Source organism: Streptomyces bobili (assembly GCF_002154575.1).
GTDB lineage: Bacteria > Actinomycetota > Actinomycetes > Streptomycetales > Streptomycetaceae > Streptomyces > Streptomyces bobili.
Genome location: NZ_MUBA01000122.1, coordinates 1 through 26,075 on the forward strand (window position 1 = coordinate 1; position 26,075 = coordinate 26,075).

Genomic DNA, 26,075 nt, shown 5'->3' on the forward strand with positions numbered 1-26,075 from the left:
GTCGCCTCGCTGGTCCCCGGCAAGCGGGCACCCTGGATCGCGCAGGCGGCGAGCCGCGGGACCCGCGTCTTCGCGGACGTCGGCTGGGACGACACGGGCGCCTGGGACCTGGCGGGCCTGGCCGACCTGGAGCACTGCGAGGCGTTCCTGCCTAACGCGCAGGAGGCCATGCGCTACACGGGCGCAGGCTGCCCGCGCGCCGCTGCCCACGCGTTGACCGAGTACGTACCGCTCGCCGTGGTCACCCTCGGCGCGGAGGGCGCGTACGCGGTGGACGGCCGCACGGGCGAGACGGCGGAGGTCCCCGCGATCGCCGTCGAGGCACTCGACCCGACGGGCGCCGGGGACGTCTTCGTGGCCGGCTTCGTCACGGGCACGCTGGCGGACTGGCCGCTCGCGGACCGGCTGGCGTTCGCCGGCCTGACCGCCGCGCTGTCGGTGCAGGAGTTCGGCGGCTCGCTGTCCGCGCCGGGCTGGTCGGAGGTCGCCGAGTGGTGGCGCCGCGTGCAGTCGGTGAAGGGCCAGAACCCGGAGGCGCTGCGCCGGTACGCGTTCCTGGAGGATCTGCTCCCCACCCAGGAGGCCACCCCGTGCCCTCGCCTCAGGGCGGTCCCGACGATCGGTTTCGGCCGCTCGGCCTGAGCCCTGCGCTGTTCGAAAACCCTTACGGCGATATCAGCCCCCTGGCGTACTCTGGAAATCGCCAGGCTGCCCTCGTGGCAGGGGAGACGCATCCGGGAGGACGTAGAGGCCTTCGGGCCGGCCTATGACTCAGACACCGACAGCTCACACGCCCGCGCAGGGCGAGGCGAGAGCACAGTTCACCGTTCCCGCCCAGCACCCCATGGTGACCGTGCTGGGGTCCGGAGATTCCCTTCTGCGCGTGATCGAGACGGCCTTCCCGGCGGCCGACATCCATGTCCGGGGCAATGAGATCAGCGTGGTCGGCGGCCCGCGAGAAGTCGCCATGATCCAGCGCCTGTTCGACGAGATGATGCTGGTGCTCCGCACCGGGCAGCCGATGACGGAGGACGCAGTGGAACGCTCGATCGCCATGTTGCGGGTGAGTGAGAACGGGACGGGCGACGGCCCGGAGACCCCGGCCGAGGTACTGACGCAGAACATCCTGTCGTCGCGCGGTCGCACCATCCGCCCCAAGACCCTCAACCAGAAGCGGTACGTCGACGCGATCGACAAGCACACGATCGTCTTCGGCATCGGCCCGGCCGGTACCGGCAAGACCTATCTGGCGATGGCCAAGGCGGTCCAGGCCCTCCAGTCGAAGCAGGTCAACCGCATCATCCTGACCCGCCCGGCGGTCGAGGCGGGCGAGCGCCTGGGCTTCCTGCCCGGCACCCTCTACGAGAAGATCGACCCGTACCTGCGCCCGCTGTACGACGCGCTGCACGACATGCTGGACCCGGACTCGATCCCGAAGCTGATGGCCTCGGGGACGATCGAGGTGGCGCCGCTGGCGTACATGCGCGGTCGCACGCTCAATGACGCGTTCATCATCCTGGACGAGGCTCAGAACACGAGCGCCGAGCAGATGAAGATGTTCCTGACGAGGCTCGGCTTCGACTCGAAGGTCGTCGTCACGGGTGACATCACCCAGGTCGACCTGCCGAGCGGCACCAAGTCCGGCCTGCGCCAGGTCCAGGACATCCTGGAGGGCCTCGACGACGTCCACTTCTCGCGGCTCACGTCCCACGATGTCGTACGGCACAAGCTGGTCGGCCGTATCGTCGACGCGTACGAGAAGTACGACAACGAGAACGGTACGGAGAACGGCACCCACAAGGGCCGTAACAAGCGGAAGTAGACCAGCACCACCATGTCGATCGACGTCAACAACGAGTCCGGAACCGAGGTCGACGAGCAGGCGATCCTCGACATCGCCCGCTACGCCCTGGCACGGATGCGCATCCACCCGCTCTCCGAGCTGTCGGTGATCGTGGTGGACGCCGACGCCATGGAGCAGTTGCACATCCAGTGGATGGACCTGCCGGGGCCGACGGACGTCATGTCCTTCCCGATGGACGAGCTGCGTCCGCCGTCGAAGGACGACGACGAGCCCCCGCAGGGCCTCCTCGGTGACATCGTGCTGTGCCCCGAGGTCGCCAAGAAGCAGGGGGACGAAGCGCCGACGAAGCACTCCATGGACGAGGAGCTGCAGCTGCTCGCCGTCCACGGAGTGCTGCACCTGCTGGGTTACGACCACGAGGAGCCCGACGAGAAGGCCGAGATGTTCGGTCTCCAGGCGGCCATCGTGGACGGCTGGCGTGCGGAGAAGGGCATGACCGGCCCGTCCCCCGCCCCGACCGTGTCATGAGCCTCCCCCTCGTCTCCGGCGCGATCGCCCTGGTCGTCGTCGCCTGGCTCGCCGCCTGCGCGGAGGCGGGCCTCGCGCGGGTCTCCAGCTTCCGCGCGGAGGAATCCGTCCGCTCCGGGCGGCGCGGCAGCGCGAAACTCGCGCAGGTCGCGGCCGACCCGACCCGCTATCTCAACGTGGCGCTGCTGGTCCGGGTCGTCTGCGAGATGGCGGCGGCGGCGCTGGTCACCTACGCCTGCCTGAAGTCGATCGAGGGCACGGCGCCCGCGCTGCTGGCCGCGATCGGCGTGATGGTCCTGGTGTCGTACGTCGCGGTGGGCGTCTCGCCGCGCACCATCGGCCGCCAGCACCCGCTGAACACGGCGACGGCGGCGGCGTACGTGCTGCTGCCGCTGGCGCGGATCATGGGCCCGATCCCGTCGCTGCTGATCCTCATCGGCAACGCGCTCACGCCCGGCAAGGGCTTCCGGCGCGGCCCGTTCGCCTCCGAGGCGGAGCTGCGCGCGCTGGTCGACCTCGCGGAGAAGGAGTCGCTGATCGAGGACGACGAGCGCCGGATGGTGCACTCGGTCTTCGAGTTGGGCGACACGCTGGTGCGCGAGGTGATGGTCCCGCGCACCGACCTGGTCGTCATCGAGCGGTACAAGACGATCCGCCAGGCCCTCACCCTCGCCCTGCGCTCCGGCTTCTCCCGGATACCCGTCACCGGGGAGAGCGAGGACGACATCGTCGGGGTCGTGTATCTCAAGGACCTGGTCCGCAGGACGCACATCAGCCGGGACGCGGAGGGTGACCTGGTGTCGACGGCGATGCGGCCCGCCACGTTCGTCCCCGACACCAAGAACGCCGGCGACCTGCTCCGCGAGATGCAGCAGGAGCGCAACCACGTGGCCGTCGTCATCGACGAGTACGGCGGCACCGCGGGCATCGTCACCATCGAGGACATCCTCGAGGAGATCGTCGGGGAGATCACCGACGAGTACGACCGTGAGCTGCCGCCCGTCGAGGAACTGGGCGAGGACCGGTTCCGGGTCACCGCGCGCCTCGACATCACCGACCTCGGCGAGCTGTACGGGCTGGAGGAGTACGACGACGAGGACGTGGAGACCGTCGGCGGGCTGCTCGCGAAGGCGCTGGGCCGGGTGCCGATCGCCGGGGCCTCCTCGACCGTCGAGCTGCCCGACGGCCGCGTCCTGCGGCTGACCGCGGAGGCCGCCGCCGGCCGCCGGAACAAGATCGTGACGGTGCTGGTGGAGCCGGTGGAGCCGCCGAAGGCCGAGGAAGCGGAGTGACGTGACGCCCGAGGAGCTGCGCGGTCTCTGCCTGTCGTTCGAGGCGGTCGTGGAGGAGTTCCCGTTCCGCCCGGAGATCTCGGTGTTCAAGGTCGGCGGCAAGCTGTTCGCGCTGACGAACCTGGACGCGAAGCCGCTGACGGTGAACCTCAAGTGCGACCCGGAGGACGCGATCCGGCTGCGCGGGGAGCACCCCGCTCTGATCGCCCCCGGCTATCACATGAACAAGCGGCACTGGAACACGGTGACCGTCGACGGCGGCCTCCCGGAGCGGCTGGTCCGGGAGCTGGTGGAGGACTCCTACGACCTGGTCGTGGCGGGTCTGCCGCGGGCGGAACGGCTCCGCCTCGACCGGCCCTGAGAGCCCTTCGTATGCTCGGGGCATGACCGACATCAACGCGCTTGACCCCGAGGACCGCAAGATCGTCACCCTGGCCCGCTCGGCGCGGGCCCGCAACGGGGTGCCCGAGGGGGCCGCCGTGCGGGACGAGACGGGACGTACGTATGTCGCCGGGACGGTGGATCTGCCCTCGCTGAAGCTGAGCGCGGTGCAGACGGCGGTGGCGATGGCGGTGGCGTCGGGGGCGGAGTCGTTGGAGGCGGCCGCGGTGGTGACCGCCGCGGAGGCCGCCGCCGAGGCGGATCTCGCCGCTGTCGCCGACCTCGGCGGGCCGGGGACCCCGCTGCTGGTGGCCGGGCCCGACGGTGTCGTCCGGGCGGCCGTCTCCGCCGGCTGAGCCGCCCGGCACGCAGGTAGGCCGGAATTCAACCTTGTCGTTCGTCCGTCGCCACGGGTCAATGGAACCGGAAAACCCGACGGACCGTCAGATGCACTCCCCCTCGGCACCGGTGACCGCACCCACCCGTTCCGCGTCGGCCGTCCGTCTCCCCACATCCGGGAAGGAGCCGGAAACTCCATGAGAGGCAAGCGAATCGGATCAGGTGCGGCACTGCTGGCGGGGACCCTCGCGGTCACCGGGCTGGCGCTCGCACCCTCTGCCGCCGCCGTCACTCCGACGACGGCGACCGTCACCGCGAACTGCGGTCTGTTCGGCGGGGGTGCGGCCACCCTCACGGCCACCCAGAGCGGCACCTCCGCCACCCTGAAGCTGTCGTCCACCGCGATCACCGCGCCGATCGCGATCGGCGCGAACAGCATCACCTCCACGCTCACGATGGCGAACTCGACCGGGTCCGCCAGGGTCTTCACCGGCACCGTGAACCCGGCCATGGCCGTCGGGGACCCGATCGTGGTCGGACCGCTCGGCGGGACCGTGGCCGCCGGTGACGGGCTGGACCTCTATCAGGGCTCCCTGAAGATGGTCGTCTTCGGGATCACCGTCACGTGCACGGCGACCGGGCCGCAGTCGCCGGGACCGTTCGTGTTCGACTGAGCGCAGTAGTGAACAGTGCCATGGAGCCGTCAGTTTCCTTACGGGACAAGGAAACTGACGGTTCGTCAGTGGAGACTGCCGAGTCCATTGACTTCTCGCGCGATCCCCTTCTCAATGCCCTCTGTCGGCGCAGACGAGCCGCTGCGCCCGCATCCCTCAGGAGGGGGCACCCATGGGTCCGACACCCCAGAGTTCCCGAAGATCCCGCAGACGGCACTGGACCGCGCTGCTCGGGGCGACCGCGCTCGCGGTCACCGCGGGCGGAGCGCTGGCGGCACCCGCCGCCGTCGCCGCGGCGGTGGACGTGGACTTCCCGACGCACTGCGTCCCGCCGCCCATCGCCGGCATCCCGCCGATCGACGGCACCACCACCGGGAAGATCACGGTGGACGACGCCACCCCCCAGGTCGGCGACACGGTCACCGTGACGTACACGGTGGTCAAGCCCGCCGCGAGCAACCCCACCGACCTGGCCCTGCCGGCCGACATCATGACGCCCACCGGCATGGTCGCCCTGGGCGGGGCGCAGACCGGCGGCGTCACCGTCGCGGGGCCGAAGAAGAACGACCCGGTGCCCGGCAAGGGCCCCTTCCCGTCGTTCTCCATGACCGGCACCTTCACCGTCACCGCACCCGGCGCGATCACCCTGTCGCCCGGCGACTACAACATCCACACCAGCTACATCCTGGAGCTGGACACCCCCTGCACGGTGACCGCTCCGCCCGCGCCGGTGTCCGAGACGATCACGGCGGGGGACAACCCGCCCGCCAACACCCGCGCCATCTCGCTCGGTTCGGCCTCCGGCGCGCCGGGTGCCGCGGTGACCGTCACGGGCAGCGACTTCACACCGGGCGCCACCGTCACCCTCGCCGGACGCTCCGGGAGCGCCCAGACCGCGGACACGGCCACCGTGACCGCGAACGCGCAGGGCGGCTTCAGCGGCTCCCTCGCCGTCGCCGACCGCACCACGACCGGGGTGGTGGCGTACGAGGGCGGCGCGTGGAGCGCGGACAAGGGCGCCGGGCCCGTCGCCTACGTCGTCCTCGACGACACGCCCGTACCGGACGGGAGTCAGAAGCTGACGACGACCGTGAAGGCGGGCACCCTGTCGATGGCGCAGGCCGGGGACGCCGTCCAGCTGTCGGCGGTCGACTTCGGGACCGGCGGCGCCTCGACCGGCACCCTGAAGACGGTGACGGTCAAGGACTTCCGCGGCGGTCCCGCCGGCTGGTCGCTGACCGGCAAGGTCACCGACTTCACCGGACCCGGCGCCAAGATCGACGCCGGCAAGCTGAGCTGGACACCCGCGTGCGCGACCGACGCGGGCAGCCCGAGCACCTGCCGGGCCGGTTCGGCGGGCGTGGTGGGCACGGCGGGGGCGACCCTGGCCTCCGCCCCCGACGCCACGCTCACCGGCGGCGAGTTCACCGCCGATGCCCGGCTCTCCCTCGACGTACCGGCGTTCACGCCTCCGGGCACGTACGCCGGCGTCCTGACCCTGACGCTCACCTGACCCACGTCCACCGGTGGCCGGGCGCACCCTCGCACGCGGGTCCGCACCCGCCCGACCACCCCGCCGTGCCCGATGTCCGCGGGGGTCCGCACCCATGCGCAAGCCGTACGTCCTTCTCCTGCCGCTCCTTCTGTCTCTCCTCCTCGCCGCCCCGGCCCGTGCCGCCGACAACGGCAGCTGGTCCGTGCAGCCCGTCTCCTCGGCCGTCGCCGCGCGGCCGTACTTCTATGTGTCCGCCGACCGGGGCCAGACGATCGAGGACAAGGTCGTCGTCGTCAACAGGACGGCCCGGCCCCTCACCTTCAAGCTGTACGCCGCCGACGCCTACAACACCGCGCGGGACGGCGGGTTCGCCGTACGGACGCCGGGGGAGCGGATGCGGGGGGTCGGGGCGTGGGCGAAGCCGGCGAAGGACCGGGTCACCGTGCCCGGCCGGAAGTCCGTCACCGTGCCGTTCACGATCCGGGTGCCGGCGGACGCCGAGCCGGGCGACCATCCGGGCGCGATCGTGGCGCTCGACGAGCGCGTGGAGCAGGCCGGCGGCGGGGTCGCGCTCGGTGTGCGGCGGGCCGTCGGCGCCCGCGTCTACCTCCAGGTCGGCGGCCCGACGCTGCCCGCGCTGGCCGTCGAGGACGTCCGCTTCGGCCACGACCGGCCGCTCGTCCCCGGCTTCGGCGACAGCACGGCGACGATCTCCTACACGCTGCACAACACGGGCAACGTCACCCTCGATCCGAAGGTGGAGCTACGGGCCCGCGGCCTCTTCGGCCGTACGCTGCTGGCCCGTGACCTGACCGCGGTGCCCTCCGAGCTGCTGCCCGGCCAGCGTGTCCGGCTCACCGAGGCCTGGCGGGACGCGCCCCAGCTCGACTGGGGGGACGTGACGCTGACCGCGAGCGCCAAGGACACCCGCGAGTCGGCGAGCACGTCGTTCCTCGCGCTGCCCTGGCTGGTGGTGGCGGTGGCGTTCCTCGCCGGCCTGGTGGGCGGGGTGCTGCTGGTCAGAGCGCGTCGGGGCCGCGCTCGCCGGTCCGGACCCGCACGACCGTCTCGACCGGCACGGACCACACCTTTCCGTCGCCGATCTTCCCCGTCCGCGCGGCCTTGACGATCGCGTCCATGACGGTCTCGGAGTCGGCGTCCTCGACGACGACCTCGATCCGGACCTTCGGCACGAGATCGACCTGGTACTCGGCCCCGCGGTACACCTCGGTGTGGCCGCGCTGCCGGCCGTAGCCGCTGGCCTCGGTGACGGTCAGGCCGTGCACGCCCAGTTCCTGGAGGGCGGTCTTGACCTCGTCGAGGCGGTACGGCTTCACGATCGCGGTGATGAGCTTCATGCCTGGGGCTTGACCTTCTGAGCGGAGGAGACGGAGGACGCGCCGACCGGGGCGCCGTGGCCCAGGACGCCGTGATCGTATGCGGTCTCGGCGTGCACCGTAAGGTCCAGGCCGGTGTGCTCGTGCTCCTCGTCCGCCCGGAAGCCGAGGGTGCGGTCGAGCAGCTTGGCGATGCCGTACGACATGAGGAAGGCGTACGCGCCGACGGCGAGGACGGCCACCAGCTGCTTGCCGAGCTGGGCGAGGCCGCCGCCGTACAGCAGGCCCTCGGGGCCGCCGGTCATCGACTCGACGGCGAAGACGCCGATGAGGAGGGTGCCGATCACCCCGCCGACCAGGTGGACGCCGACGACGTCGAGGGAGTCGTCGTAGTTGAGCCTGAACTTCCAGCCGACGGCGTAGGAGCAGACGACGCCGGCGGCGAGGCCGACGACCAGGGCGCCGAGGAGCGAGACCGAGCCGCAGGACGGGGTGATCGCGACCAGGCCCGCGACCGCGCCGGAGGCGGCGCCCAGGGTGGTGGGGTGGCCGTCGCGCTTCTGCTCGACGAAGAGCCAGCCGAGCAGGCCGGTGCAGCCGGCGGTGAGGGTGTTGAGGAAGGCGGCGGCGGCGAGGCCGTTGGCGCCGAGGGCCGAACCCGCGTTGAAGCCGAACCAGCCGAACCAGAGCAGGCCCGCGCCCAGCATGACCATGGGCAGGTTGTGCGGGCGCATGGCGTCTTTTTTGAATCCGAGGCGCGGGCCGAGGACCAGGCACAGGGCCAGGCCCGAGGCGCCCGAGGTGATCTCCACCGGGAGTCCGCCCGCGAAGTCGAGGGCGCCGAGGCTGCTCAGGATCCAGCCGTCCGGGCCCCAGACCCAGTGGGCGACGGGAACGTATACGAGGAGCGCCCAGAGGGGCACGAAGACCAGCCAGGCCCCGAATTTCGCGCGGTCCGCGATCGCGCCGCTGATCAGGGCGGCCGTGATGATCGCGAAGGTGAGCTGGAAGGTGGCGAACAGCAGGGTCGGCACGGTGCCCTGCACGCTGTCCGGGCCGAGACCGGCCATCCCGGCGTGTTCCAGCGTGCCGATGAGTCCGCCTCCGGCGTCCGGGCCGAACGCGAGGGAGTATCCGGCGGCCAGCCACACCACGGTGACCAGCGCGATCGACACGAAGCTCATCATCAGCATGTTGAGGACGCTCTTCGTGCGGACCATGCCGCCGTAGAACAGGGCGAGGCCCGGCGTCATCAGCAGGACGAGGGCGGTGGCGGCGAGCAGCCAGGCGGTGTCGCCGGTGTCGATCTGTGCGGCGGCGAGGGTCACGGGCGTCACGGTCGTCTCCAACGGTGTGGGGGCTCGTCAGAGGTTCACGGGCATGCGTTTCCGGTCGCGTACGGGTGTGTTTCCATGACGTTTCATTGCGTACGGGTTTCTGGAAACTCACGTCCGGGGGTGCTCTCGGGCGGTTGTACGGCAGGGCTTCGTGGATCAGGGAGAATGGGCGGCATGAGCGTTCGTACCCAGTCATCCGAACAGCCGGCCGAGGCCACCCACCGGGCCGGCTTCGCCTGCTTCGTCGGCCGCCCCAACGCGGGCAAGTCCACCCTCACGAACGCTCTGGTCGGGACGAAGGTGGCCATCACCTCCAACCGTCCCCAGACCACCCGGCACACGGTCCGGGGCATTGTGCACCGGCCGGACGCGCAGCTGATCCTCGTGGACACCCCCGGGCTCCACAAGCCGCGCACCCTGCTGGGCGAGCGGCTGAACGACGTCGTACGCACCACCTGGGCCGAGGCCGACGTCATCGGCTTCTGCCTGCCCGCCAACGAGAAACTGGGCCCCGGCGACCGGTTCATCGCCAAGGAACTGGCCGGGATCAAACGGACGCCGAAGGTCGCGGTCGTGACCAAGACCGACCTCGTGGACTCCAAGGCGCTCGCCGAGCAGCTCATCGCGATCGACCAGCTCGGCAAGGAGCTGGGCTTCGAGTGGGCCGAGATCGTGCCCGTCTCCGCAGTCGGGGACCAGCAGGTCCAGCTGCTCGCCGACCTGCTCGTCCCGATGCTGCCGGAGAGCCCGCCGCTGTATCCCGAGGGCGACCTGACGGACGAGCCCGAGCAGGTGATGGTCGCCGAGCTGATCCGCGAGGCGGCGCTGGAGGGCGTCCGCGACGAGCTGCCGCACTCCATCGCCGTCGTCGTGGAGGAGATGCTCCCCCGCGAGGACCGCCCCGCCGACAAGCCGCTCCTCGACATCCACGCGAACATCTACATCGAGCGCAACAGCCAGAAGGGCATCATCATCGGCCCGCAGGGCAAGCGCCTCAAGGACGTCGGCATCAAGTCCCGCAAACAGATCGAGGCACTCCTCGGAACAGCCGTCTTCCTGGACCTGCACGTGAAGGTCGCGAAGGACTGGCAGCGGGACCCGAAGCAACTGCGCAAGCTGGGGTTCTAGGGGTTCTAGGGGTTCGTGTGTCGGGGTGGGGGTCGGCTGACCTCCACCCCTTCCCTCACCTCTGGTCCCGCAGGACCTCCCGCAGCCACGCGTACGACGCCTTGGGCGTGCGCTTCAGGACGCCGGGGTCGGAGAAGTCCACGTGGACCAGGCCGAAGCGGCGTTCGTAGCCCTCCGCCCACTCGAAGTTGTCCAGCAGCGACCACACGAAGTAGCCGCGCACGTCCACGCCCGCCTCCACCGCCCGGTGTAGCGCGCGCAGATGGCCGTCGAGGTAGGCGATGCGGTCCTGGTCGTCGATGCCGGGGTAGCTGCACCCGTTCTCGGTGATGACGACCGGCGGGAGACGGTCGCCGTAGCGCTCCCTGAAGCCGGTGAGCAGTTCCGTGAGGCCTTCCGGCACCACCGGCCAGCCGAAGTCGGTGACCGGGACGTTCTCGATCTGCCGCACGGTGAAGGGGAGTTCGGCCGGGATACGCACCCCGCCGAACTCGATCTCGGTGCCCTGCGGGGCGCCGACGCGGGTGGGGGCGTAGTAGTTGATCCCGTAGAAGTCGAGGGGTTCCGCGATGACCTTGAGGTCGGACGCCACGTCGCCGGGCATCAACTCGCCGAGTCCTGCGGGGTATTCGCCGAGCAGGAGCGGGTCCGCGAAGAGGCGGTTCAGCAGCACGTCGTAGAAGGCGGCGGCCTCCAGGTCGGCGGGTTCCTGCGAGGCGGGCCAGGTGGGCCCGTGGGAGTTGGCGATGCCGATGTCCCGGGCGCCGGCGGCCCGCAGCGCCTGGACGGCGAGGCCGTGGGCGAGGAGCTGGTGGTGGGCGGCGGGAAGCGCGTCGAACATGAGCTGCCGGCCGGGGGCATGGGTGCCCAGGGCGTGGCCCAGCAGGGTGTGTTCGGCGGGCTCGTTGACGGTGATCCACTTCTTGACGCGGTCGCCGAGGCGGTCGGCCACGACCGACACGTACTCGGTGAATCGGGAGGCCGTGTCCCGCTCCAGCCAGCCGCCCGCCTCCTGGAAGGCCAGCGGCAGGTCCCAGTGGAAGAGGGTCGGGACCGGGCGGACGCCGGCCGCGCAGACCTCGTCGACCAGACGGTCGTAGAAGTCGAGGCCGCCCTTCGACAGGACGCGCGGCCACGAGACCGAGAAGCGGTAGGCGTCCACGCCGAGGCCGGCCAGGAGCGCCACGTCCTCGCCGTAGCGGTGGTAGTGGTCGCAGGCCACGGCGGCCGTGGAGCCGTCCTTGATCCGGCCCGGTTCGGCGGTGAAGGCGTCCCAGACGGACGGCTCGCGCGCGTCCGCCGCACCCTCGATCTGATGGGCCGAGGTCGAGACGCCCCACAGGAAGCCGTCCGGGAACTGGGGTATCGGGTTGATCGCCATGCGCCGGATCATCCGTACTCGCGGGTAAGGAAGTCAACGGGCAGGCGGGAACAACGAGTTACGCGCCTCCGCGAGAGCGGTCACGCGCCTTCCCTGAGGACCTTCGAGATCAGCTTCCGCTGCTCCTCCGTCAGCCGGGGGTCCGAGCAGTACACCGTGGTCCCGTCCACCGTGAGCCGGTAGCTGAAGCCGTCCGGCACGCCGACCGGTGGCGTGCCCCGGCCGGCGGCGACCGCCTTCTCGGCCAGGGCGTGCCATTCGTGGGCATCGGGCCGCCCCGAGGTGTCCACCTCGGCGGCGCGCTCGATGCCCGCGAACCCGCCCGTGCGTCTCACATGAATGCGCATGGGACCGTGTCTAGTACGGATCTACAGGATCCGCACCCCCACCCGCTCCCACGCCTTCTCCACGGCCTGGAACTCCTCGCCGCCGTCGCCGAAGCGCTCCCGCGCGGCCTTCACGGTGAGCTTCGCGAAGTCGGTGAAGAACGCCTTCTCCGTCAGCTCGCCACCGGTCAGCACGTCGTACCAGATCTGGCCCGCCTTCTCCCAGGCGAAGCCGCCGAGTGCGGTGGCGGCCAGGTAGAACGCGTGGTTGGGGATGCCCGAGTTGATGTGGACGCCGCCGTTGTCGCGGCCGGTGCGGACGTAGTCGTCCATGGTCGCGGGCTGCGGGTCCTTGCCGAGCACGTCGTCGTCGTACGCGGTGCCGGGGGCCTTCATGGAGCGCAGTGCCTGGCCGGTCACGCTCGGGGCGAGCAGTTCGGCGCCGATCAGCCAGTCGGCCTCGGCGGCGGTCTGGCTCAGCGTGTACTGCTTGATGAGCGCGCCGAAGACGTCGGACATCGACTCGTTGAGGGCGCCCGGCTGGCCGTAGTAGGTGAGGTTCGCCGTGTACTGGGTGACGCCGTGGGTCAGTTCGTGGCCGATCACGTCGATGGAGCTGGTGAAGTCGACGAAGATCTCGCCGTCGCCGTCGCCGAACACCATCTGCTCGCCGTTCCAGAAGGCGTTGTTGTAGTCCTGGTCGTAGTGGACGGTGGCGTCCAGGGGCAGGCCGTCGCCGTCGATCGAGTGGCGGCCGTAGGCCTTGAGGAAGTGCTCGAAGGTGGCGCCGAGGCCCGCGTAGGCGCGGTTCACCGTGGCGTCCTGGCCCGGGTCCTCGCCCTCGCCGCGGACCTTGGTGCCCGGCAGGTCCGTGCCGTGCCCGGCGTCGTACACAGTGCGCAGCGGCTGGTCCGACGGTGCCTTCGCCGCCGGGGCGGCGGCGAGGCGGAACTCGCTGGTCACGCGGCGCCGGGAGCGCAGCTCGCTGTCGCGCACCAGGGTGCGCCGGGCGGGTCCGGAGAGTGCGGGGTCGTCGCTGCGCGCCAGGCGGTCGAGGACATGGGGCGGAACGACGGTGCAGAAGACGGGCTCGAGGCCCCCGTGAGTCGTCATGCCCGGCACCTTCGCACCGCGTGACCCCCCTGTCACCACCGGCCACCATGATTGGTGAAATACGCTGACAAACAGCCCTGAGGTGTGCCGGTGAGTGGTATACGGCACTTTTCGTCCGGTTCGTCCGCCCGGTCCCGCATACTGGAACAGGCCCACGCGCCCCGTGGGGCTCGGCTAAAGTGCGGAGCACTATGCGTTTCGGGCTGCTTCTCCTTAGCTGCCGCGGCGAGGGCCTGTAGTCGAGGCCGACTCCCTCCCCGCGGAGCTTGGCAATGCGTCGGCCGTCCTTGTCGGACACCCTGAGGAGCCACCGCATCATGGCGAACCGCCAGCAGCCCAGTTCCATGCCGATCCACAAGTACGGGCAGTACGAGCAGGTCGACATCCCCGACCGCACCTGGCCCGGCCGGCGGATCACCGTCGCCCCCCGCTGGCTCTCCACCGACCTGCGTGACGGCAACCAGGCCCTGATCGACCCGATGTCGCCCGAGCGCAAGCGCCGGATGTTCGACCAGCTGGTCAAGATGGGCTACAAGGAGATCGAGGTCGGCTTCCCGGCCTCCGGCCAGACCGACTTCGACTTCGTGCGCTCGATCATCGAGGAAGAGGGCGCGATCCCGGACGACGTCACGATCTCCGTGCTGACCCAGGCCCGCGAGGACCTGATCGAGCGGACCGTGGAGTCCCTGAAGGGCGCCAGGCGCGCCACCGTCCACCTCTACAACGCGACCGCGCCGGTCTTCCGCCGGGTCGTGTTCCGCGGCTCCAGGGACGACATCAAGCAGATCGCCGTGGACGGCACCCGCCTGGTCATGGAGTACGCGGAGAAGCTGCTGGGCCCGGAGACCGAGTTCGGCTACCAGTACAGCCCGGAGATCTTCACCGACACCGAACTGGACTTCGCGCTGGAGGTCTGCGAGGCGGTGATGGACGTCTACCAGCCCGGCCCCGGCCGGGAGATCATCCTGAACCTGCCGGCCACCGTCGAGCGCTCGACGCCCTCCACCCACGCCGACCGCTTCGAGTGGATGAGCCGCAACGTCTCCCGCCGCGAGCACGTCGTCATCTCCGTCCACCCGCACAACGACCGCGGTACGGCCGTCGCCGCCGCCGAGCTGGCGCTGATGGCCGGCGCCGACCGCGTCGAGGGCTGCCTGTTCGGCCAGGGCGAGCGCACCGGCAACGTCGACCTGGTCACCCTGGGCATGAACCTCTTCTCGCAGGGCGTCGACCCGCAGATCGACTTCTCCGACATCGACGAGATCCGTCGTACGTGGGAGTACTGCAACCAGATGGAGGTCCACCCGCGCCACCCGTACGTGGGCGACCTGGTCTACACGTCCTTCTCCGGCTCCCACCAGGACGCCATCAAGAAGGGCTTCGACGCGATGGAGGCCGACGCCGCCGCCAAGGGCGTCACCGTGGACGACATCGAGTGGGCCGTGCCGTACCTGCCGATCGACCCGAAGGACGTCGGCCGCTCCTACGAGGCCGTCATCCGGGTCAACTCGCAGTCCGGCAAGGGCGGTATCGCCTACGTCCTGAAGAACGACCACAAGCTGGACCTGCCGCGCCGGATGCAGATCGAGTTCTCGCGGATCATCCAGGCGAAGACGGACGCCGAGGGCGGAGAGGTCACCGGCGGCGCCATCTGGGCGACCTTCCAGGACGAGTACCTGCCCAACCCCGAGAACCCGTGGGGCCGCATCCAGGTACGCAACGGGCAGTCGACCACCGACACCGACGGCGTGGACACCCTCACCGTGGAAGCGGTCGTCGACGGCGAGGACACCGTCCTGTCCGGCTCGGGCAACGGTCCGATCTCGGCCTTCTTCAACGCCCTGGAGTCCATCGGCATCGACGTCCGTCTCCTCGACTACCAGGAGCACACGATGAGCGAGGGAGCCTCGGCGCAGGCCGCCTCGTACATCGAGTGCGCGATCGGCGACAAGGTCCTGTGGGGCATCGGCATCGACGCCAACACGACGCGGGCCTCGCTGAAGGCGGTCGTGTCCGCCGTCAACCGCGCTACGCGCTGATCACCCTCACGGGGAGTCCGCGGGCCCCGGCCGCCGGTATACGGCGGCCGGGGCTCCGTCGTATATCGGCCATCCGTGCGTGGAGGTCACGGAAAGGTCTCGTACTGGGTGCTGACTCCGCCTCGATGATGTGGCTAACATCACGACAGCGCGTGGCGATGTTGCCGCGGCGTTACGGAGGTGCGACGTGCTGCCAGAACGGGGACAAGACGGCCGTGCCGCCACCGGGTTCGCCCGCGTGCTGGGCCACCGCACCGCCTGGACACCCGTCGGGGACGGCGAGTTCTTCTGCCCCGGCTGCGGCGGCGACCGCAACTACCAGCGGCTCACCGGGCGGCGCCGCTTCACCCTGCTGGGCCTGCCCGTCCTGCCGCGCGGCGAGACCGGCCCGGTCGTGGAGTGTGCCTCCTGCCAACGCCACTACGGCACCGACGCCCTCGACCACCCCACCACCACCCGTTTCTCCGCGATGCTCCGCGACGCCGTCCACACCGTCGCCCTCGCCGTCCTCTCCGCGAACGGCAACTGCGCCCGTACGTCCCTGGAGACGGCGGCCGTCGCGGTACGCGCGGCCGGCTTCCCGGACTGCACCCGCGAGCAGCTCGCCGCCCTCGTCGACGCCCTCGCCGCCGACACCGGCCGGGTCCACGGCGAACCCTGCACCCCCGGGCTGGCCATAGAGCTGCACGAGGCCCTCGACCCGCTCGCCCCGCACCTCGCCCCCGTCGGCCGCGAAGCGATCCTGCTCCAGGGCGCCCGCATCGCCCTCGCCGACGGCCCCTACACCCCCGCCGAGCGCGAGGTCCTCGCCACGGTCGGCGCGGCCCTCACCATCCGCGCCGACGAGGTCACCCGGCTGCTGGCCGCGGCCCGCACCCCGTCCTGATACTCCCCGGGGAGTAACGCGGCCTCGCGGTCACCCGCCGCGGTACACCCGAACTCGCCCTCACGCGCGACGCTCCGCCGCCCGCCGGCCGGAAGTCTGGGAACCGTCACCGGACATCCGTGCCGAAGGGAGGGCCCGTCTCATGGGGGCCGAAAAGACCAAGGGCAAGCGCGTCATCCCCTGGGTGGTGCTCGCCCTGTGGATCGGGGTGCTGGCGGCCGTGTCGCCGTTCGCCGCGAGACTCGCCGACGTCCAGCACGACCGCATCACCGACTACCTGCCCGCGAGCGCCGACTCCACCAAGGCCGCCAGGCTCCAGGAGCAGCTGCCGGGCGGCGAGAGCACCGAACTGGTCCTCGTCTACCACCGCGACAGCGGGCTCACCCCGGCGGACCGGGCCACGGCGCAGGAGCAGGTCACGCGGGTCGCGGGGGAGCACACGCTGACCGGGACACCACGGGGGGTCCCGTCCGACGACGGCACCACACTCATGTACCCCGTCGCGAGCAACGAGCCCGGCACCGACGAGAAGAAGCGGGACGCCTTCGTCGAGGCCGTACGCGAGGAGGCGCACAGCGAGGGAGAGCTGACGGTCGAGGTCGGCGGATCGGGCGCGCTCGCCACCGACGCGGGCAAGGTCTACGAGTCGCTCGGCGGACCGCTGCTCTACACCACCGTCGCCGTCGTCGCCGTACTGCTGATCCTCATCTACCGCAGTCCGGTCCTGTGGCTCGTGCCCCTCGTGGTGGCCGGCGTCTCCAACTACCTGTCCATGGGCGTCGCCTACGGCCTCAACCAGGCCTTCGGGACGACCGTCTCCGGCCAGAGTTCCGGCATCATGACCATCCTCGTCTTCGGCGCCGGCACCGACTACGCCCTCCTCCTCGTCTCCCGCTACCGCGAGGAACTGCGCCGCTTCGAACGGCCCCTGGACGCCATGCGGGCCGCCCTGCGCGGCTGCGGACCCGCCGTCCTCGCCTCCTCCGGGACCGTCGCCGCCGGGCTGCTGTGCCTGCTCGCCGCCGACCTCAACTCCAACCGGGCGATGGGCCCGCTCGGCACCGTCGGCGTGCTCTGCGCCCTCGTCGCCATGCTCACCCTGCTGCCCGCCCTCCTCGTCCTGCTGGGCCGCCGGGTGTTCTGGCCCCTGGTCCCCGCCTACGGCAGCACCCCCAAGGCCCGCCGGTCGCTGTTCGCCGCGATGGGCGGCTCGGCGGGCCGCCGCCCGCTCACCGTGCTGGCCGGCGGGGCCGTACTGCTCGGCACGCTCGCCCTGGGCACCCTGAACCTGCCCGGCACGGTCAAACAGGAGGACGCCTTCGTCGACCGGCCCGAGTCCGTCGCCGCCATGCGGACCCTCGGCCGCGCCTACCCGGAAGGCTCCGGACAGCCCGTCGACGTGCTCACCCCGGCCGCCCGGACCGACGCGACCCTCGCCGCGATCCGCGCCACCGAAGGCGTCGCCGACGTACGCGAGGGACGTACCGGCGGGGGCTGGACCGAGATCTCCGTGACCGCGGCGGCCCCGCCCCAGACGGCCGCGGAGACCGCGACGATCGAACGGCTGCGGGAACGCCTCGACGGCTCCTACGTCGGCGGGGCCAGCGCCCAGCAGCTCGACCTCAAGGACACCAACGCGCGCGACCGGACGATCGTCGTGCCGCTCGTCCTGCTGTCGGTGCTGCTCATCCTGGTCGTCCTGCTGCGCTCCCTGGTCGCCCCGCTGCTCCTGACCGCCGCCGTCGTCGCGGTGTGGGGTGCCGCGCTCGGACTCGGCGGGCTGGTGTTCGGGCCGCTGTTCGGCTTCGAGGGGACCGATCCGGGGCTCGGACTGCTGTCCTTCGTGTTCCTCGTCGCCCTCGGCGTGGACTACGGCATCTTCCTCATGCACCGCATGCGGGAGGAGTCCCTGCGGGGCGCCGAACCGGCCGCCGCCGCCCTGACCGCGCTGCGCACCACCGGCGGGGTCATCGCCTCCGCCGGACTGGTCCTCGCCGCGACCTTCGCCGTGCTGACGAACATGGGCCTCGTGCAACTCGTCGAGCTGGGCTTCGTCATCGCCGTGGGCGTGCTGCTGGACACCTTCCTCGTCCGCACCTACCTGGTGACCAGCGCGAGCGTGGCGCTGGGGCGGAGGATGTGGTGGCCGGGCCGGCTGTCCCGCGCGCCCGAGCCGCGGCCGGTGCCCGCGCGTGAACCGGTCGCCGGCTGAACCGGGGGCGCCCCTCCCCGACGGAGGGGCGCCCCGCTCGGGCAGGATGGCCGCGAGGAAAGGGGGAGCGGTGCGGGAACTCCGGACGCGACAGGCACGGGCGGACGCCTGCCTCGCCGCGGGCTCCGCCGCCGTCGCCGTCGTCCTCGCCCTGTCCGTCGAGGACGGCAGACGCCCGGACCTCGTCGGCTGGACGCTGCTGCTGGCCGCCCAGCTTCCACTCCTGGTCCGCCGCCGGCACCCCCTGCTCGTCATGCTCGCGGTCGTCGCGTGCGTCGGCCCGTACCACGCCCTCGACTACGCGCACAGCGCCGCCGTACCGGTCGGGATGATCGCCCTCTACTCCGTCGCCGTCAGCGGCAGTGCCCGCCGCACCCTCCTCACCGGCGTCGCCGTGCTCAGCGTCCCGCTCACCGTCAACGCGTTCGTCAATCCGCACCAGGTCTCCGAGGTCCTGCGGATCTCCGGCTGGATCGTCTCCGTCCTGCTCTTCGGCGGCTACCTGCGCATCCACCGCGAGAACGCCGCCGCCGCCCTGGAACGCGCCGAACGCGCCGAACGCACCCGCGAGGAGGAGGCCCGCCGCCGGGTCGCCGAGGAACGCCTGCGCATCGCCCGAGACCTGCACGACCTCCTCGCCCACAGCATCACCCTCATCGGGGTGCAGACCTCCGTCGCCGCCCACGTCCTGACCGCCGACCCGGACCGCCTCGACCGCACGGCCGTCGCCAAGGCCCTCGACGACATCGCCGAGACCTGCCGCAGCGCCCGTGGCGAACTCCGTACGACGCTGGAGGTGCTGCGCGACCCCGGCGGACCCGAGGCCCGCGGACCGCTGCCCGGCCTGCACGGACTGTCCGACCTCGCCGACACCGCACGGGCCGCCGGGGCGCGGGTCGACCTGTCGGTGCGCGGCGAGGACGTACCGCCGGCGGTCGGCGCGGCCGTCTACCGGATCGTGCAGGAGGCCCTCACCAACGCCGTACGCCACGGCGGGCGGGACGACCTGAACGTGCGGGTCGCCGTGCACGACGACGCGGGCGCCCTGCGGGTCACCGTGACCGACGACGGGAGCGGGACCGGCGCGGGGGTGCCCGGATTCGGGCTGGTCGGCATGCGGGAGCGGGCCCGCAGCATCGGCGGCGTCCTGGAGGCGGGGCCGCGGGAGGGGAAGGGCTTCGAGGTGAGCGCGGTACTGCCCCTGGGGCAACCGGCCACGCGGGAACAGAGCATGGGGGAGCAGCACATGAGGGAGCACAGATGAGTCCGATCCGGGTGCTGCTGGCCGACGACCAGACGCTGGTGCGCGCCGCGTTCGCGATGCTGGTCGAGTCGGCGCCGGACATGGAGGTCGTCGGCCAGGCGGGCACCGGCCGCGAGGCCGTGGAGCTGGCCCGGCGCGAGCGCGCCGACCTGGTCGTGATGGACGTCCGCATGCCCGACCTCGACGGCATCGAGGCGACCCGGCTGATCGCCGCCGACGAGGACCTCGCCGGGGTGAAGGTGCTCGTGCTGACCACCTACGACACCGACGAGAACATCGTCGAGGCGCTGCGCGCGGGTGCCTCCGGCTTCCTGGTGAAGGACACCCGGCCCGCCGACCTCCTCGACGCCATCCGCACGGTCGCCGCCGGTGAGGCCCTGCTCTCGCCGGGGCCGACCGCCCGCCTGATCGCCCGCTTCCTGAGCAGCCCCTCCGGACCGGCCGCGACCGGCGGCCCGGAGTGCCTGTCCGAACGGGAGCGCGGGGTGCTCGCCCTGGTCGCGCGCGGACTCACCAACACGGAGATCGCCGACACCCTCGGCCTCAGCCCGCTCACCGCGAAGACCCACGTCAGCCGCATCATGGGCAAGCTGGGCGCGCGGGACCGGGCCCAACTCGTCATCGTGGCCTACGAGTCCGGGCTGGTGACCCCGGCGGCGACGGACACCGGCCCCCGGTCGTAGTCGCCTCGCCCCGCGATCACCGGTCGGTCCGAATCGGTTGCCCGCGCACGCGGAGCCGGGTTCGAATGGGCCCATGGAAGAGACGCGACAGGAGACCTGGCCGGCCGAGCTGCCCGGCGTGCTGCGGCTGCCGTCCGGGCGTCTGGTGCGTGGCCGTGGGCTGCGCCGGGCCCTCGACCCGGCGGCGCCGGTCCCGACGTACGGCCTCTATCTGCTCGGTGGTGAGCCCCCGGCGGTGCCGTGGGAGGCGCGCTGGATCCGCTGGCCCGACTTCCGGCTGCCGGCGGACCGCGCCGACGCCCGTACGGCGCTCACCGAGGCGTGGCGGCGGGCCGCCGACGACAGGCTCGAGGTCGCCTGCGGCGGCGGGCGCGGCCGTACGGGGACGGCGCTGGCGTGTCTGGCGGTGCTGGACGGCGTACCGGCCGCGCAGGCCGTGGAGTTCGTACGCCGGAACTACGACCGGCACGCCGTGGAGACGCCCTGGCAGCGTCGCTATGTGCGGCGGTTCGAGGGGCTCACAGAGCGAGCGTCATGAGGAGGCGGTCGGCGCCGGGGCCGAAGTAGTCCGGGCGGGGGCCGCCGGGGTCCGAGGCGAAGCCCAGGGAGCGGTACAGGGCGATCGCCGTGTCGTTGCGCGGCTCCACCGAGAGCGTGACGGAGTGCACGCCCCGGGTGCGGAGGTGCCCGAGGATCCTCGTCATCAACTGCCGTCCCAGGCCCTGCCGTTGCAGCGGTGGGGAGATTCCGAGGCTGAGGATCCAGCTCCGTGCCTCGTCCGGCGGCGTCGAGAGCACGTATCCGCCCAGGTCCTGGCCCATGTCCACGACGAACACGAAGTCCGGGAACGAGGCCAGGAGCTGGCGCAGCACGAAGTAGGGGTACGGGGCGGTCGGGAAGGCCTCCTCGTCGAGCCGGACGATGTGGGGGAGATCCTCCTCCGTGGCCGCTCTGATCCGTAATCGCGTTTCCTGGGACACCTGGTCCACTGTCGAACCGGCGACCGACCGAGAACGATCTCCGGGACCCACGGGAAGTCCGGGAACCCGAGGAAGAGGAGTCATACAGTCCCCTTGTGAAGATGGAGAGGGATGGAGAAGGAGCGACAAAGCGAATGACGTGCGTGCTCACTCTTGTCCGATATGCATACCCTGACGGTTCATCATTGCCTGATGCATCCACTCCTTCAAGACCTCGGCGCCCTGCTAGGCTGAACCAATGACCTCGGGATCGCCGACCACCGCCGAAAAGCTGAATGCCGATGTGCCCTGGGACGCCTTCGATCCCGATGAGTACATCAAGCGCAATTACCTGGAGATCCAGCCCGTGGACAGGGCGATCCTCATCCGGGTACGAGATCACTTCAGTGATCATTTCGCGAAGTACGGCGGTCGTGGCGGCTCCGGTATCGACGTGGGCGCGGGGCCCAATCTCTATCCGGCCCTGGCGATGCTCCCCTGGTGTGGCCGGATCACACTCCTGGAGCGGGCCGAGCGGAACCTCACCTACCTTCGCGGTCAGCTCTCGGGCTACGACGCCAACTGGGACCAGTTCTGGGAGGTCCTCAAGAGCGGCCCGCGCGACAAGAGCGCGGCCTATACCGGCCTCGGCGCCGAGCCCAGGGCGCGCTTCGCGGACGTCGTCCAGGAGCCCCTGCCGGGCAGTCTTTTCGACCTCCGCGGGAGGAAACCCGCCTGGGATCTCGGCACGATGTTCTTCGTCGCGGAATCCATCACCACCTCGCTCGAAGAATTCCGAGAAGGTGTGGGCTGCTTCATGAATTCTCTGAAACCCGGCGCGCCTTTCGCCGCCGCGTTCATGGAGCATTCCGAGGGATACCGCGTGGGTGCGCAGGAGTTTCCCGCCCGTGATATCGACGACCGGGAAGTGCGTACCGCACTCGGCCCATTTGCCGAAGCGGACATGAAGGTCGCCTGCCTGGACAACCCGAAACAATTGATCCGCCATGGATACACCGGAATGATTCTGGCCTGCGGCCGGCGACGGAAAAAGTGACGTCCCAGCGTTCCATCACGGGGTAATACGTGGAATCGCGTGGTGACGGGCCTGTGCGAGGGGAATGGGCATGCAGATCAAGCCGAGACAGAATCTGCTCGAAGTGTGGCAGGCCGTCGCCCGCCATTCCTTCGGCGACGGGGAATGGGACTGGGGGGACGCGGCAGGCCGGAGCAGCGTCGCCGACGCCGAGCGGCTGCTCTGCATGCTGTACCCGGCCACCGAGATCACCGCGTTCCGCCTCGACGATCCCGACACCACCCAGCGGGACGTGGAGCGGTCGCTGCGGACCGCGGGCGACTCCAGCGAGATCCCCGGGAACCTGGTCAAGGTCCTCGCCGACTTCATGGAGAAGCACCGCGGCGAGGAGAACCCCACCTTCTCCGGCGGCGCCTACTTCGCCGCCGAGGACCCGAAGCACGAACTCTCCAAGGAACAGCGGGACCTGGGGGTGGTCGACAGCTACTCCATGTCCGTCACCCTGTGCCTCGCCACCCTCGGCTTCCTCAAGGTCTACCGCGGCAAGACCCAGCGCGCGAGCACGATCAAGCAGATCGACCGGCTCTGGGACTCCACCAGCGCCCGGCTGACCGCCGCCATGGTCAGCCTGCTGCGCTCCTTCACCGTCAACGTCGTCGACGTCTCCTCCGACCAGGGACAGTCCCTCACCCGGCTGCTCGGCCAGGGCCGGCTCTCCGAACGCCAGGTCCTCCAGCGCTTCCAGGAACGCTTCAAGGCCCTGCGCGCCGTCATCAGCGAGAGCGTCACCCTCGGTCTCGACACCGACGTCACCGACGACCTGCGCAACGAGAACCGCCTCTTCGAATGCGGCTGGGCCTGGAGCCTGGTGAAGGGCGCCCCCGAGGTCGAGGTGGAACCGCAGACCGGCGAGGCGATCGGCAAGCAGCCCGCCGGCGTCGCCCACCCCACGCCCTACCTGTACTTCACCGTGGTCGCCCTCGACGGCATCCCCGACCTGTTCTCCGAGCGCACCCTCGTCCTCGGCCTGCTCACCGCCGAACAGCAGAAACTCGCCGACGCCCTGCGGCTGCGCTGGGAGATCACCCAGCAGTACTGGTCGGCCATCGCCCGGTTCGGCGACGGCACCTGGCCGCTGGAGGAGATCCCCTGGCGCACCACGCTCCAGCAACTGGAGTCGGAGTACTTCTCCCTCTCCGTCGCCTCCATCCTCGTCCACGACCTGGTCCGCCGCCGCGCCACCGACGACGACCTCACCCGCACCGTCGCCGTCATGGAACGCCTCGCCGAACGCGGCCGCATCACCAGCGGCATGACCCGCGACGACCCGGCGGTCGGCCTGCACAACCCCGGTGTCACCCTGCCCCTGCTCGGCAGCGAGACCGTCGGCCCGCCCATGAAGTGGACGATGACCGACTTCTCCGCCCAGCTGCTCAAGCGGACCATCCAACTCTGCTCGCTGTCCCGCAACATCGCCTCCCAGGACCGGCTGCTGCGGCTCGCCGAGGACATCCTCGACCACCTCTGGCAGCGCCGCATCAGCGAAGGACCGGGCGTCGGCCTCTGGGACAACGTCCACGCCGTCTACCCCGAATCCCCGCACCGCCAGGGCCCGGTGTCCTGGAGCATGACCGAGCGCGTCACCGAGTGCATGGTCGCCGCCCACGCCCTCTACGACCAGCCGCCCATCCGCAGCGCCGAACTCTCCTTGCTCGCACGCGCGTTGATCAGCGAGGCGGCCCACCTCTTCGGCAAGGAGCAGATGGAACAGCCCTCGCCCGCCCCCAAGAGCCCCCAGGGCGAAGAGGTCAAGGGCATCGAGGCCGACCTGCGCCGGGCCCGCCTCCTCGTCGACGAACAGCCCGGCACCGCCTACGCGCTGGCGCTCGGCGTGCTCAGCCGGCTGGACTCGCTCTCCCGGGCCCGCGGCGGCTCCGGCTACCGGGGGGTCTGAGGCGTGCTCGTGTTCGCCGCCTCCGACAAGGGGGGCACCGGCCGGTCCGTGACCAGCGCCAACCTCGCCTACCACCGCGCGCTGGACGGGGACGACGTCTGCTACCTGGACTTCGACTTCGGCTCGCCCACCGCGGCGGCCGTCTTCGACCTGCCCGACGTCCTCTCCGAGGCCGAAGGGCGCGGCCTGCACTCCTACCTCAAGGGCAAGACCGGCGAACCCCTGCGCGTCGACGTCTGGTCGCGCACCGAACACCCCGTGCTGCGCAGCCGGCCCGGCGGCTCGGGACGGCTCGTCCTGCTGCCCGGAGACCGCACCGGCGGCGAATTCGTCACCGACGAGGAGAACCTGCACCGCTGCGTCGATCTCGTCCTGCGCCTGAAACGCGAATTCGACGTCATCATCGTGGACTTGAGCGCCGGACGCAGTTATGCGATGGACCTCGCCCTCGCCGCCACCTCACCCCGCGGCGGACTCGGCCGCCTGAAAACACGCTGGCTCGTCTATCACCGCTGGACCCGTCAGCACGTCATGGCCGCCGCCGAACTCGTGTACGGGAAACAGGGCATTGTGCAGGCCGGTGTCGCCATGGGCCACGAGACCGACGCGCTTTCCGCCTCGATCCGCTTCGTCCGGGCCGCCGTACCCAATCTCGACTCGCCGATGTGGTCGCAGGTCTCGGCCGCGCAGTACGCGTGGATGCGGCAGTGCGACACCCAGTTGGAGGAAATCGCGGCAGCCCGCGGCATCGGCAAGACCCGCGTCCTGTCGTCCATTCCACTGGAACCCGTCCTGCAGTGGCAGGAGCGGCTCATCACCGACGAGGACGTGCACGACCGGCGGATCGCGAATGTGGAGACCTGGCAGAAGATGGGCGAACTCGCCCAGCGCCTGACCGAGGACAAGCACTGGGGGCAACTGTGAGCGGGCCGGGAACCGTCTTCCGGGAGACCAGCGCACAGCCGCGCACCGAATCCGTGCCGTTCTCCCATCTCTCCCTGGAACTCGGCCACTTGTACATGGAGGACTTCGCCGAGGGCCCCGCCCGGCTGCGCCGCCACTTCGCCGCCGTACGGCCCTGGGTGGACGCCGCCCGCGCCGCCGTCGGCCCGCTGCCGGCCGGCAAACGGCCCCGGATCAGCACCTGCTTCCTCATCGACGACTACTTCAGCCGGCTGTCCACCCCCGCCGAACTCATACCACCGCTGCTGCAGGCCGCCGCCGAGGCCGGCCTGAGCATCGACTACCTGGCCCGCGAGTCCGGCTGCGCCGTCGCCGAACCCGGCCACCGCGACCGGGCCGAACTCGCCGAGGCCGTCCTGCACCGGCTGGTGGAATCCCCGCCGCCCGGCAGCAACGGCTTCCGCCCGCCCGTCAGCCGCACCGGCTGGCTCACCAACGGCCGACGCACCCCCTCCCACCGCACCTCCGCCGCCCTGGACGCCACCGGCGCCGTCTGGGAACCGCCCAGCGAGACCGGCGCCCGCGGCCACTCCGTCTTCGTCGACGTCGAACTGTGGAGCGGACCCGAGGAGGAACGCCTCTGGTCCTGCGCCTTCCTCGCCTCCGTCTGGCAACTCGTCCGGCTCGGCCTGCTGCGCCACGACGGCCGGGCCGTGCTCACCCCGGCCCCCTGGGACGACAAGGAGTTCCCCGCCGAGTGGGACGCCCTGCCGCCCGTGGTGCGTCTCAACCCCCTCGCCGCGCCCTTCACCGCCTACGCCACCTGCAGCGTCCTCCCGGCCCGCTTCCTGCCCGTCGAGCACGCCGTACGCGTCGTCCTGGACCAGGTCCACGTCGAGTCCGAGGCGTTACGGCAGATCGCCGAACGGTCCGCCGCCGAGGGCATGCCCGTCCCCGCGGGCATCGTGGACCGCACCTCCTACGTCTTCCCGCCGGGGCTGTGA

26 protein-coding genes are annotated in these 26,075 nt (G+C 71.0%); 20 read left to right on the plus strand and 6 right to left on the minus strand.

Annotated elements, in window-relative coordinates; translation table 11 throughout:
* From BZL64_RS11080 to BZL64_RS11120, 9 genes are all read left to right on the plus strand, one after another.
* Positions 1-642, plus strand: a 642-nt coding sequence (locus BZL64_RS11080; protein WP_244205300.1) for a carbohydrate kinase family protein, incomplete at its 5' end; no start/stop codon positions are given.
* 124 nt (positions 643-766) lie between these two features.
* Positions 767-1,822, plus strand: coding sequence for a PhoH family protein (locus tag BZL64_RS11085; protein ID WP_086768570.1), 1,056 nt, complete (start codon positions 767-769; stop codon positions 1,820-1,822).
* Positions 1,823-1,834: 12 nt separating this feature from the next.
* Positions 1,835-2,332: an rRNA maturation RNase YbeY gene (ybeY, locus tag BZL64_RS11090; RefSeq protein WP_086768572.1), complete on the plus strand. Its 498-nt coding sequence runs from the start codon at positions 1,835-1,837 to the stop codon at positions 2,330-2,332.
* Positions 2,329-3,624 (plus strand): hemolysin family protein, encoded by a 1,296-nt coding sequence (locus tag BZL64_RS11095; protein WP_086768574.1) that lies wholly within the window; start codon positions 2,329-2,331, stop codon positions 3,622-3,624. Before ybeY ends, BZL64_RS11095 begins: the two co-directional genes overlap by 4 nt.
* Before the next feature lies 1 nt (position 3,625).
* The gene (locus tag BZL64_RS11100; protein WP_086768575.1) at positions 3,626-3,985 is read left to right on the plus strand and encodes an MmcQ/YjbR family DNA-binding protein; all 360 of its coding nucleotides are present in this window, start codon (positions 3,626-3,628) and stop codon (positions 3,983-3,985) included.
* A 22-nt stretch (positions 3,986-4,007) separates the two neighbouring features.
* Entirely contained in the window at positions 4,008-4,361 is a 354-nt protein-coding gene (locus tag BZL64_RS11105) for a cytidine deaminase (RefSeq protein WP_086768577.1), read from the plus strand.
* Positions 4,362-4,541: 180 nt separating this feature from the next.
* Positions 4,542-5,018 carry a hypothetical protein gene (locus tag BZL64_RS11110; protein ID WP_086768579.1) on the plus strand — a complete coding sequence of 159 codons (477 nt, stop codon included), beginning with the start codon at positions 4,542-4,544 and terminating at the stop codon, positions 5,016-5,018.
* Between the two features lie 172 nt (positions 5,019-5,190).
* Positions 5,191-6,531: a WxL domain-containing protein gene (locus BZL64_RS11115; RefSeq protein ID WP_208639418.1), complete on the plus strand. Its 1,341-nt coding sequence runs from the start codon at positions 5,191-5,193 to the stop codon at positions 6,529-6,531.
* Positions 6,532-6,625: 94 nt separating this feature from the next.
* Complete coding sequence (locus tag BZL64_RS11120; protein WP_086768581.1) at positions 6,626-7,639, plus strand: WxL protein peptidoglycan domain-containing protein; 1,014 nt, start codon at positions 6,626-6,628, stop codon at positions 7,637-7,639.
* Here the strand turns inward: BZL64_RS11120 and BZL64_RS11125 are convergent.
* Together BZL64_RS11125 and BZL64_RS11130 are read right to left on the minus strand one after the other, a co-directional pair.
* Positions 7,533-7,871 carry a P-II family nitrogen regulator gene (locus tag BZL64_RS11125; protein WP_086768583.1) on the minus strand — a complete coding sequence of 113 codons (339 nt, stop codon included), beginning with the start codon at positions 7,869-7,871 and terminating at the stop codon, positions 7,533-7,535. The two genes, BZL64_RS11120 and BZL64_RS11125, sit on opposite strands and share 107 nt — an antisense overlap.
* Complete coding sequence (locus BZL64_RS11130) at positions 7,868-9,178, minus strand: ammonium transporter (protein WP_086768626.1); 1,311 nt, start codon at positions 9,176-9,178, stop codon at positions 7,868-7,870. The genes BZL64_RS11125 and BZL64_RS11130 overlap by 4 nt, the downstream gene beginning before the upstream one ends.
* A gap of 183 nt (positions 9,179-9,361) precedes the next feature.
* Between BZL64_RS11130 and era the strand changes: the two genes are divergently transcribed.
* Positions 9,362-10,315, plus strand: a complete 954-nt coding sequence (era, locus tag BZL64_RS11135; protein ID WP_167396121.1) for a GTPase Era — start codon at positions 9,362-9,364, stop codon at positions 10,313-10,315.
* Between the two features lie 55 nt (positions 10,316-10,370).
* On the opposite strand, the gene BZL64_RS11140 is transcribed toward era, so the two are convergent.
* The 3 genes from BZL64_RS11140 to BZL64_RS11150 all read right to left on the minus strand — a co-directional run bounded on the left by BZL64_RS11140 (position 10,371) and on the right by BZL64_RS11150 (position 13,135).
* A complete protein-coding gene (locus BZL64_RS11140) occupies positions 10,371-11,708 on the minus strand; it encodes a GH1 family beta-glucosidase (RefSeq protein ID WP_086768587.1) in 1,338 nt (445 codons plus the stop codon).
* Between the two features lie 68 nt (positions 11,709-11,776).
* Positions 11,777-12,043, minus strand: coding sequence for a protealysin inhibitor emfourin (locus tag BZL64_RS11145; protein ID WP_086768589.1), 267 nt, complete (start codon positions 12,041-12,043; stop codon positions 11,777-11,779).
* A gap of 21 nt (positions 12,044-12,064) precedes the next feature.
* Positions 12,065-13,135, minus strand: coding sequence for a M4 family metallopeptidase (locus tag BZL64_RS11150; RefSeq protein ID WP_086768591.1), 1,071 nt, complete (start codon positions 13,133-13,135; stop codon positions 12,065-12,067).
* A gap of 317 nt (positions 13,136-13,452) precedes the next feature.
* On the opposite strand from BZL64_RS11150, the gene leuA reads away from it, so the two are divergent.
* The 6 genes from leuA (at position 13,453) to BZL64_RS11185 (ending at position 20,757) form a co-directional block, all read left to right on the plus strand.
* On the plus strand, positions 13,453-15,174 hold the full coding sequence (leuA, locus tag BZL64_RS11160) for a 2-isopropylmalate synthase (protein WP_086768593.1): 1,722 nt from the start codon (positions 13,453-13,455) through the stop codon (positions 15,172-15,174).
* A 187-nt stretch (positions 15,175-15,361) separates the two neighbouring features.
* The gene (locus tag BZL64_RS11165) at positions 15,362-16,060 is read left to right on the plus strand and encodes a TerB family tellurite resistance protein (RefSeq protein WP_086768594.1); all 699 of its coding nucleotides are present in this window, start codon (positions 15,362-15,364) and stop codon (positions 16,058-16,060) included.
* A 142-nt stretch (positions 16,061-16,202) separates the two neighbouring features.
* Positions 16,203-18,272 (plus strand): MMPL family transporter, encoded by a 2,070-nt coding sequence (locus BZL64_RS11170; RefSeq protein WP_086768596.1) that lies wholly within the window; start codon positions 16,203-16,205, stop codon positions 18,270-18,272.
* 46 nt (positions 18,273-18,318) lie between these two features.
* Positions 18,319-19,536: a sensor histidine kinase gene (locus BZL64_RS11175; protein WP_086768598.1), complete on the plus strand. Its 1,218-nt coding sequence runs from the start codon at positions 18,319-18,321 to the stop codon at positions 19,534-19,536.
* Positions 19,533-20,219, plus strand: coding sequence for a response regulator (locus tag BZL64_RS11180; protein ID WP_086768599.1), 687 nt, complete (start codon positions 19,533-19,535; stop codon positions 20,217-20,219). Before BZL64_RS11175 ends, BZL64_RS11180 begins: the two co-directional genes overlap by 4 nt.
* A 73-nt stretch (positions 20,220-20,292) precedes the next feature.
* A complete protein-coding gene (locus BZL64_RS11185; protein WP_086768601.1) occupies positions 20,293-20,757 on the plus strand; it encodes a protein-tyrosine phosphatase family protein in 465 nt (154 codons plus the stop codon).
* On the opposite strand, the gene BZL64_RS11190 is transcribed toward BZL64_RS11185, so the two are convergent.
* The gene (locus BZL64_RS11190) at positions 20,738-21,199 is read right to left on the minus strand and encodes a GNAT family N-acetyltransferase (protein ID WP_244205301.1); all 462 of its coding nucleotides are present in this window, start codon (positions 21,197-21,199) and stop codon (positions 20,738-20,740) included. The genes BZL64_RS11185 and BZL64_RS11190 overlap by 20 nt on opposite strands.
* A 238-nt stretch (positions 21,200-21,437) precedes the next feature.
* Here BZL64_RS11190 and BZL64_RS11195 point away from each other — a divergent pair, with 238 nt between their 5' ends.
* The 4 genes from BZL64_RS11195 to BZL64_RS11210 all read left to right on the plus strand — a co-directional run bounded on the left by BZL64_RS11195 (position 21,438) and on the right by BZL64_RS11210 (position 26,075).
* Positions 21,438-22,235 carry an SCO2525 family SAM-dependent methyltransferase gene (locus BZL64_RS11195; protein WP_167396122.1) on the plus strand — a complete coding sequence of 266 codons (798 nt, stop codon included), beginning with the start codon at positions 21,438-21,440 and terminating at the stop codon, positions 22,233-22,235.
* A gap of 70 nt (positions 22,236-22,305) precedes the next feature.
* Complete coding sequence (locus BZL64_RS11200; protein WP_086768629.1) at positions 22,306-24,168, plus strand: SCO2524 family protein; 1,863 nt, start codon at positions 22,306-22,308, stop codon at positions 24,166-24,168.
* A gap of 3 nt (positions 24,169-24,171) precedes the next feature.
* On the plus strand, positions 24,172-25,092 hold the full coding sequence (locus BZL64_RS11205; protein ID WP_086768607.1) for an SCO2523 family variant P-loop protein: 921 nt from the start codon (positions 24,172-24,174) through the stop codon (positions 25,090-25,092).
* Positions 25,089-26,075: an SCO2522 family protein gene (locus BZL64_RS11210; RefSeq protein ID WP_086768609.1), complete on the plus strand. Its 987-nt coding sequence runs from the start codon at positions 25,089-25,091 to the stop codon at positions 26,073-26,075. Before BZL64_RS11205 ends, BZL64_RS11210 begins: the two co-directional genes overlap by 4 nt.

Excerpts from the sequence above, each read along its gene's own strand:
- BZL64_RS11085 (WP_086768570.1), top strand. The coding sequence starts at position 767 with ATGACTCAGACACCGACAGCTCACACGCCCGCGCAGGGCGAGGCGAGA.
- ybeY (WP_086768572.1), top strand. The coding sequence starts at position 1,835 with ATGTCGATCGACGTCAACAACGAGTCCGGAACCGAGGTCGACGAGCAG.
- BZL64_RS11095 (WP_086768574.1), top strand. The coding sequence starts at position 2,329 with ATGAGCCTCCCCCTCGTCTCCGGCGCGATCGCCCTGGTCGTCGTCGCC.
- BZL64_RS11105 (WP_086768577.1), top strand. The coding sequence starts at position 4,008 with ATGACCGACATCAACGCGCTTGACCCCGAGGACCGCAAGATCGTCACC.
- BZL64_RS11110 (WP_086768579.1), top strand. The coding sequence starts at position 4,542 with ATGAGAGGCAAGCGAATCGGATCAGGTGCGGCACTGCTGGCGGGGACC.
- BZL64_RS11115 (WP_208639418.1), top strand. The coding sequence starts at position 5,191 with ATGGGTCCGACACCCCAGAGTTCCCGAAGATCCCGCAGACGGCACTGG.
- BZL64_RS11120 (WP_086768581.1), top strand. The coding sequence starts at position 6,626 with ATGCGCAAGCCGTACGTCCTTCTCCTGCCGCTCCTTCTGTCTCTCCTC.
- BZL64_RS11125 (WP_086768583.1), bottom strand. The coding sequence starts at position 7,871 with ATGAAGCTCATCACCGCGATCGTGAAGCCGTACCGCCTCGACGAGGTC.
- era (WP_167396121.1), top strand. The coding sequence starts at position 9,362 with ATGAGCGTTCGTACCCAGTCATCCGAACAGCCGGCCGAGGCCACCCAC.
- BZL64_RS11140 (WP_086768587.1), bottom strand. The coding sequence starts at position 11,708 with ATGATCCGGCGCATGGCGATCAACCCGATACCCCAGTTCCCGGACGGC.
- BZL64_RS11145 (WP_086768589.1), bottom strand. The coding sequence starts at position 12,043 with ATGCGCATTCATGTGAGACGCACGGGCGGGTTCGCGGGCATCGAGCGC.
- BZL64_RS11150 (WP_086768591.1), bottom strand. The coding sequence starts at position 13,135 with ATGACGACTCACGGGGGCCTCGAGCCCGTCTTCTGCACCGTCGTTCCG.
- leuA (WP_086768593.1), top strand. The coding sequence starts at position 13,453 with ATGGCGAACCGCCAGCAGCCCAGTTCCATGCCGATCCACAAGTACGGG.
- BZL64_RS11170 (WP_086768596.1), top strand. The coding sequence starts at position 16,203 with ATGGGGGCCGAAAAGACCAAGGGCAAGCGCGTCATCCCCTGGGTGGTG.
- BZL64_RS11175 (WP_086768598.1), top strand. The coding sequence starts at position 18,319 with ATGGCCGCGAGGAAAGGGGGAGCGGTGCGGGAACTCCGGACGCGACAG.
- BZL64_RS11180 (WP_086768599.1), top strand. The coding sequence starts at position 19,533 with ATGAGTCCGATCCGGGTGCTGCTGGCCGACGACCAGACGCTGGTGCGC.
- BZL64_RS11185 (WP_086768601.1), top strand. The coding sequence starts at position 20,293 with ATGGAAGAGACGCGACAGGAGACCTGGCCGGCCGAGCTGCCCGGCGTG.
- BZL64_RS11195 (WP_167396122.1), top strand. The coding sequence starts at position 21,438 with ATGACCTCGGGATCGCCGACCACCGCCGAAAAGCTGAATGCCGATGTG.
- BZL64_RS11200 (WP_086768629.1), top strand. The coding sequence starts at position 22,306 with ATGCAGATCAAGCCGAGACAGAATCTGCTCGAAGTGTGGCAGGCCGTC.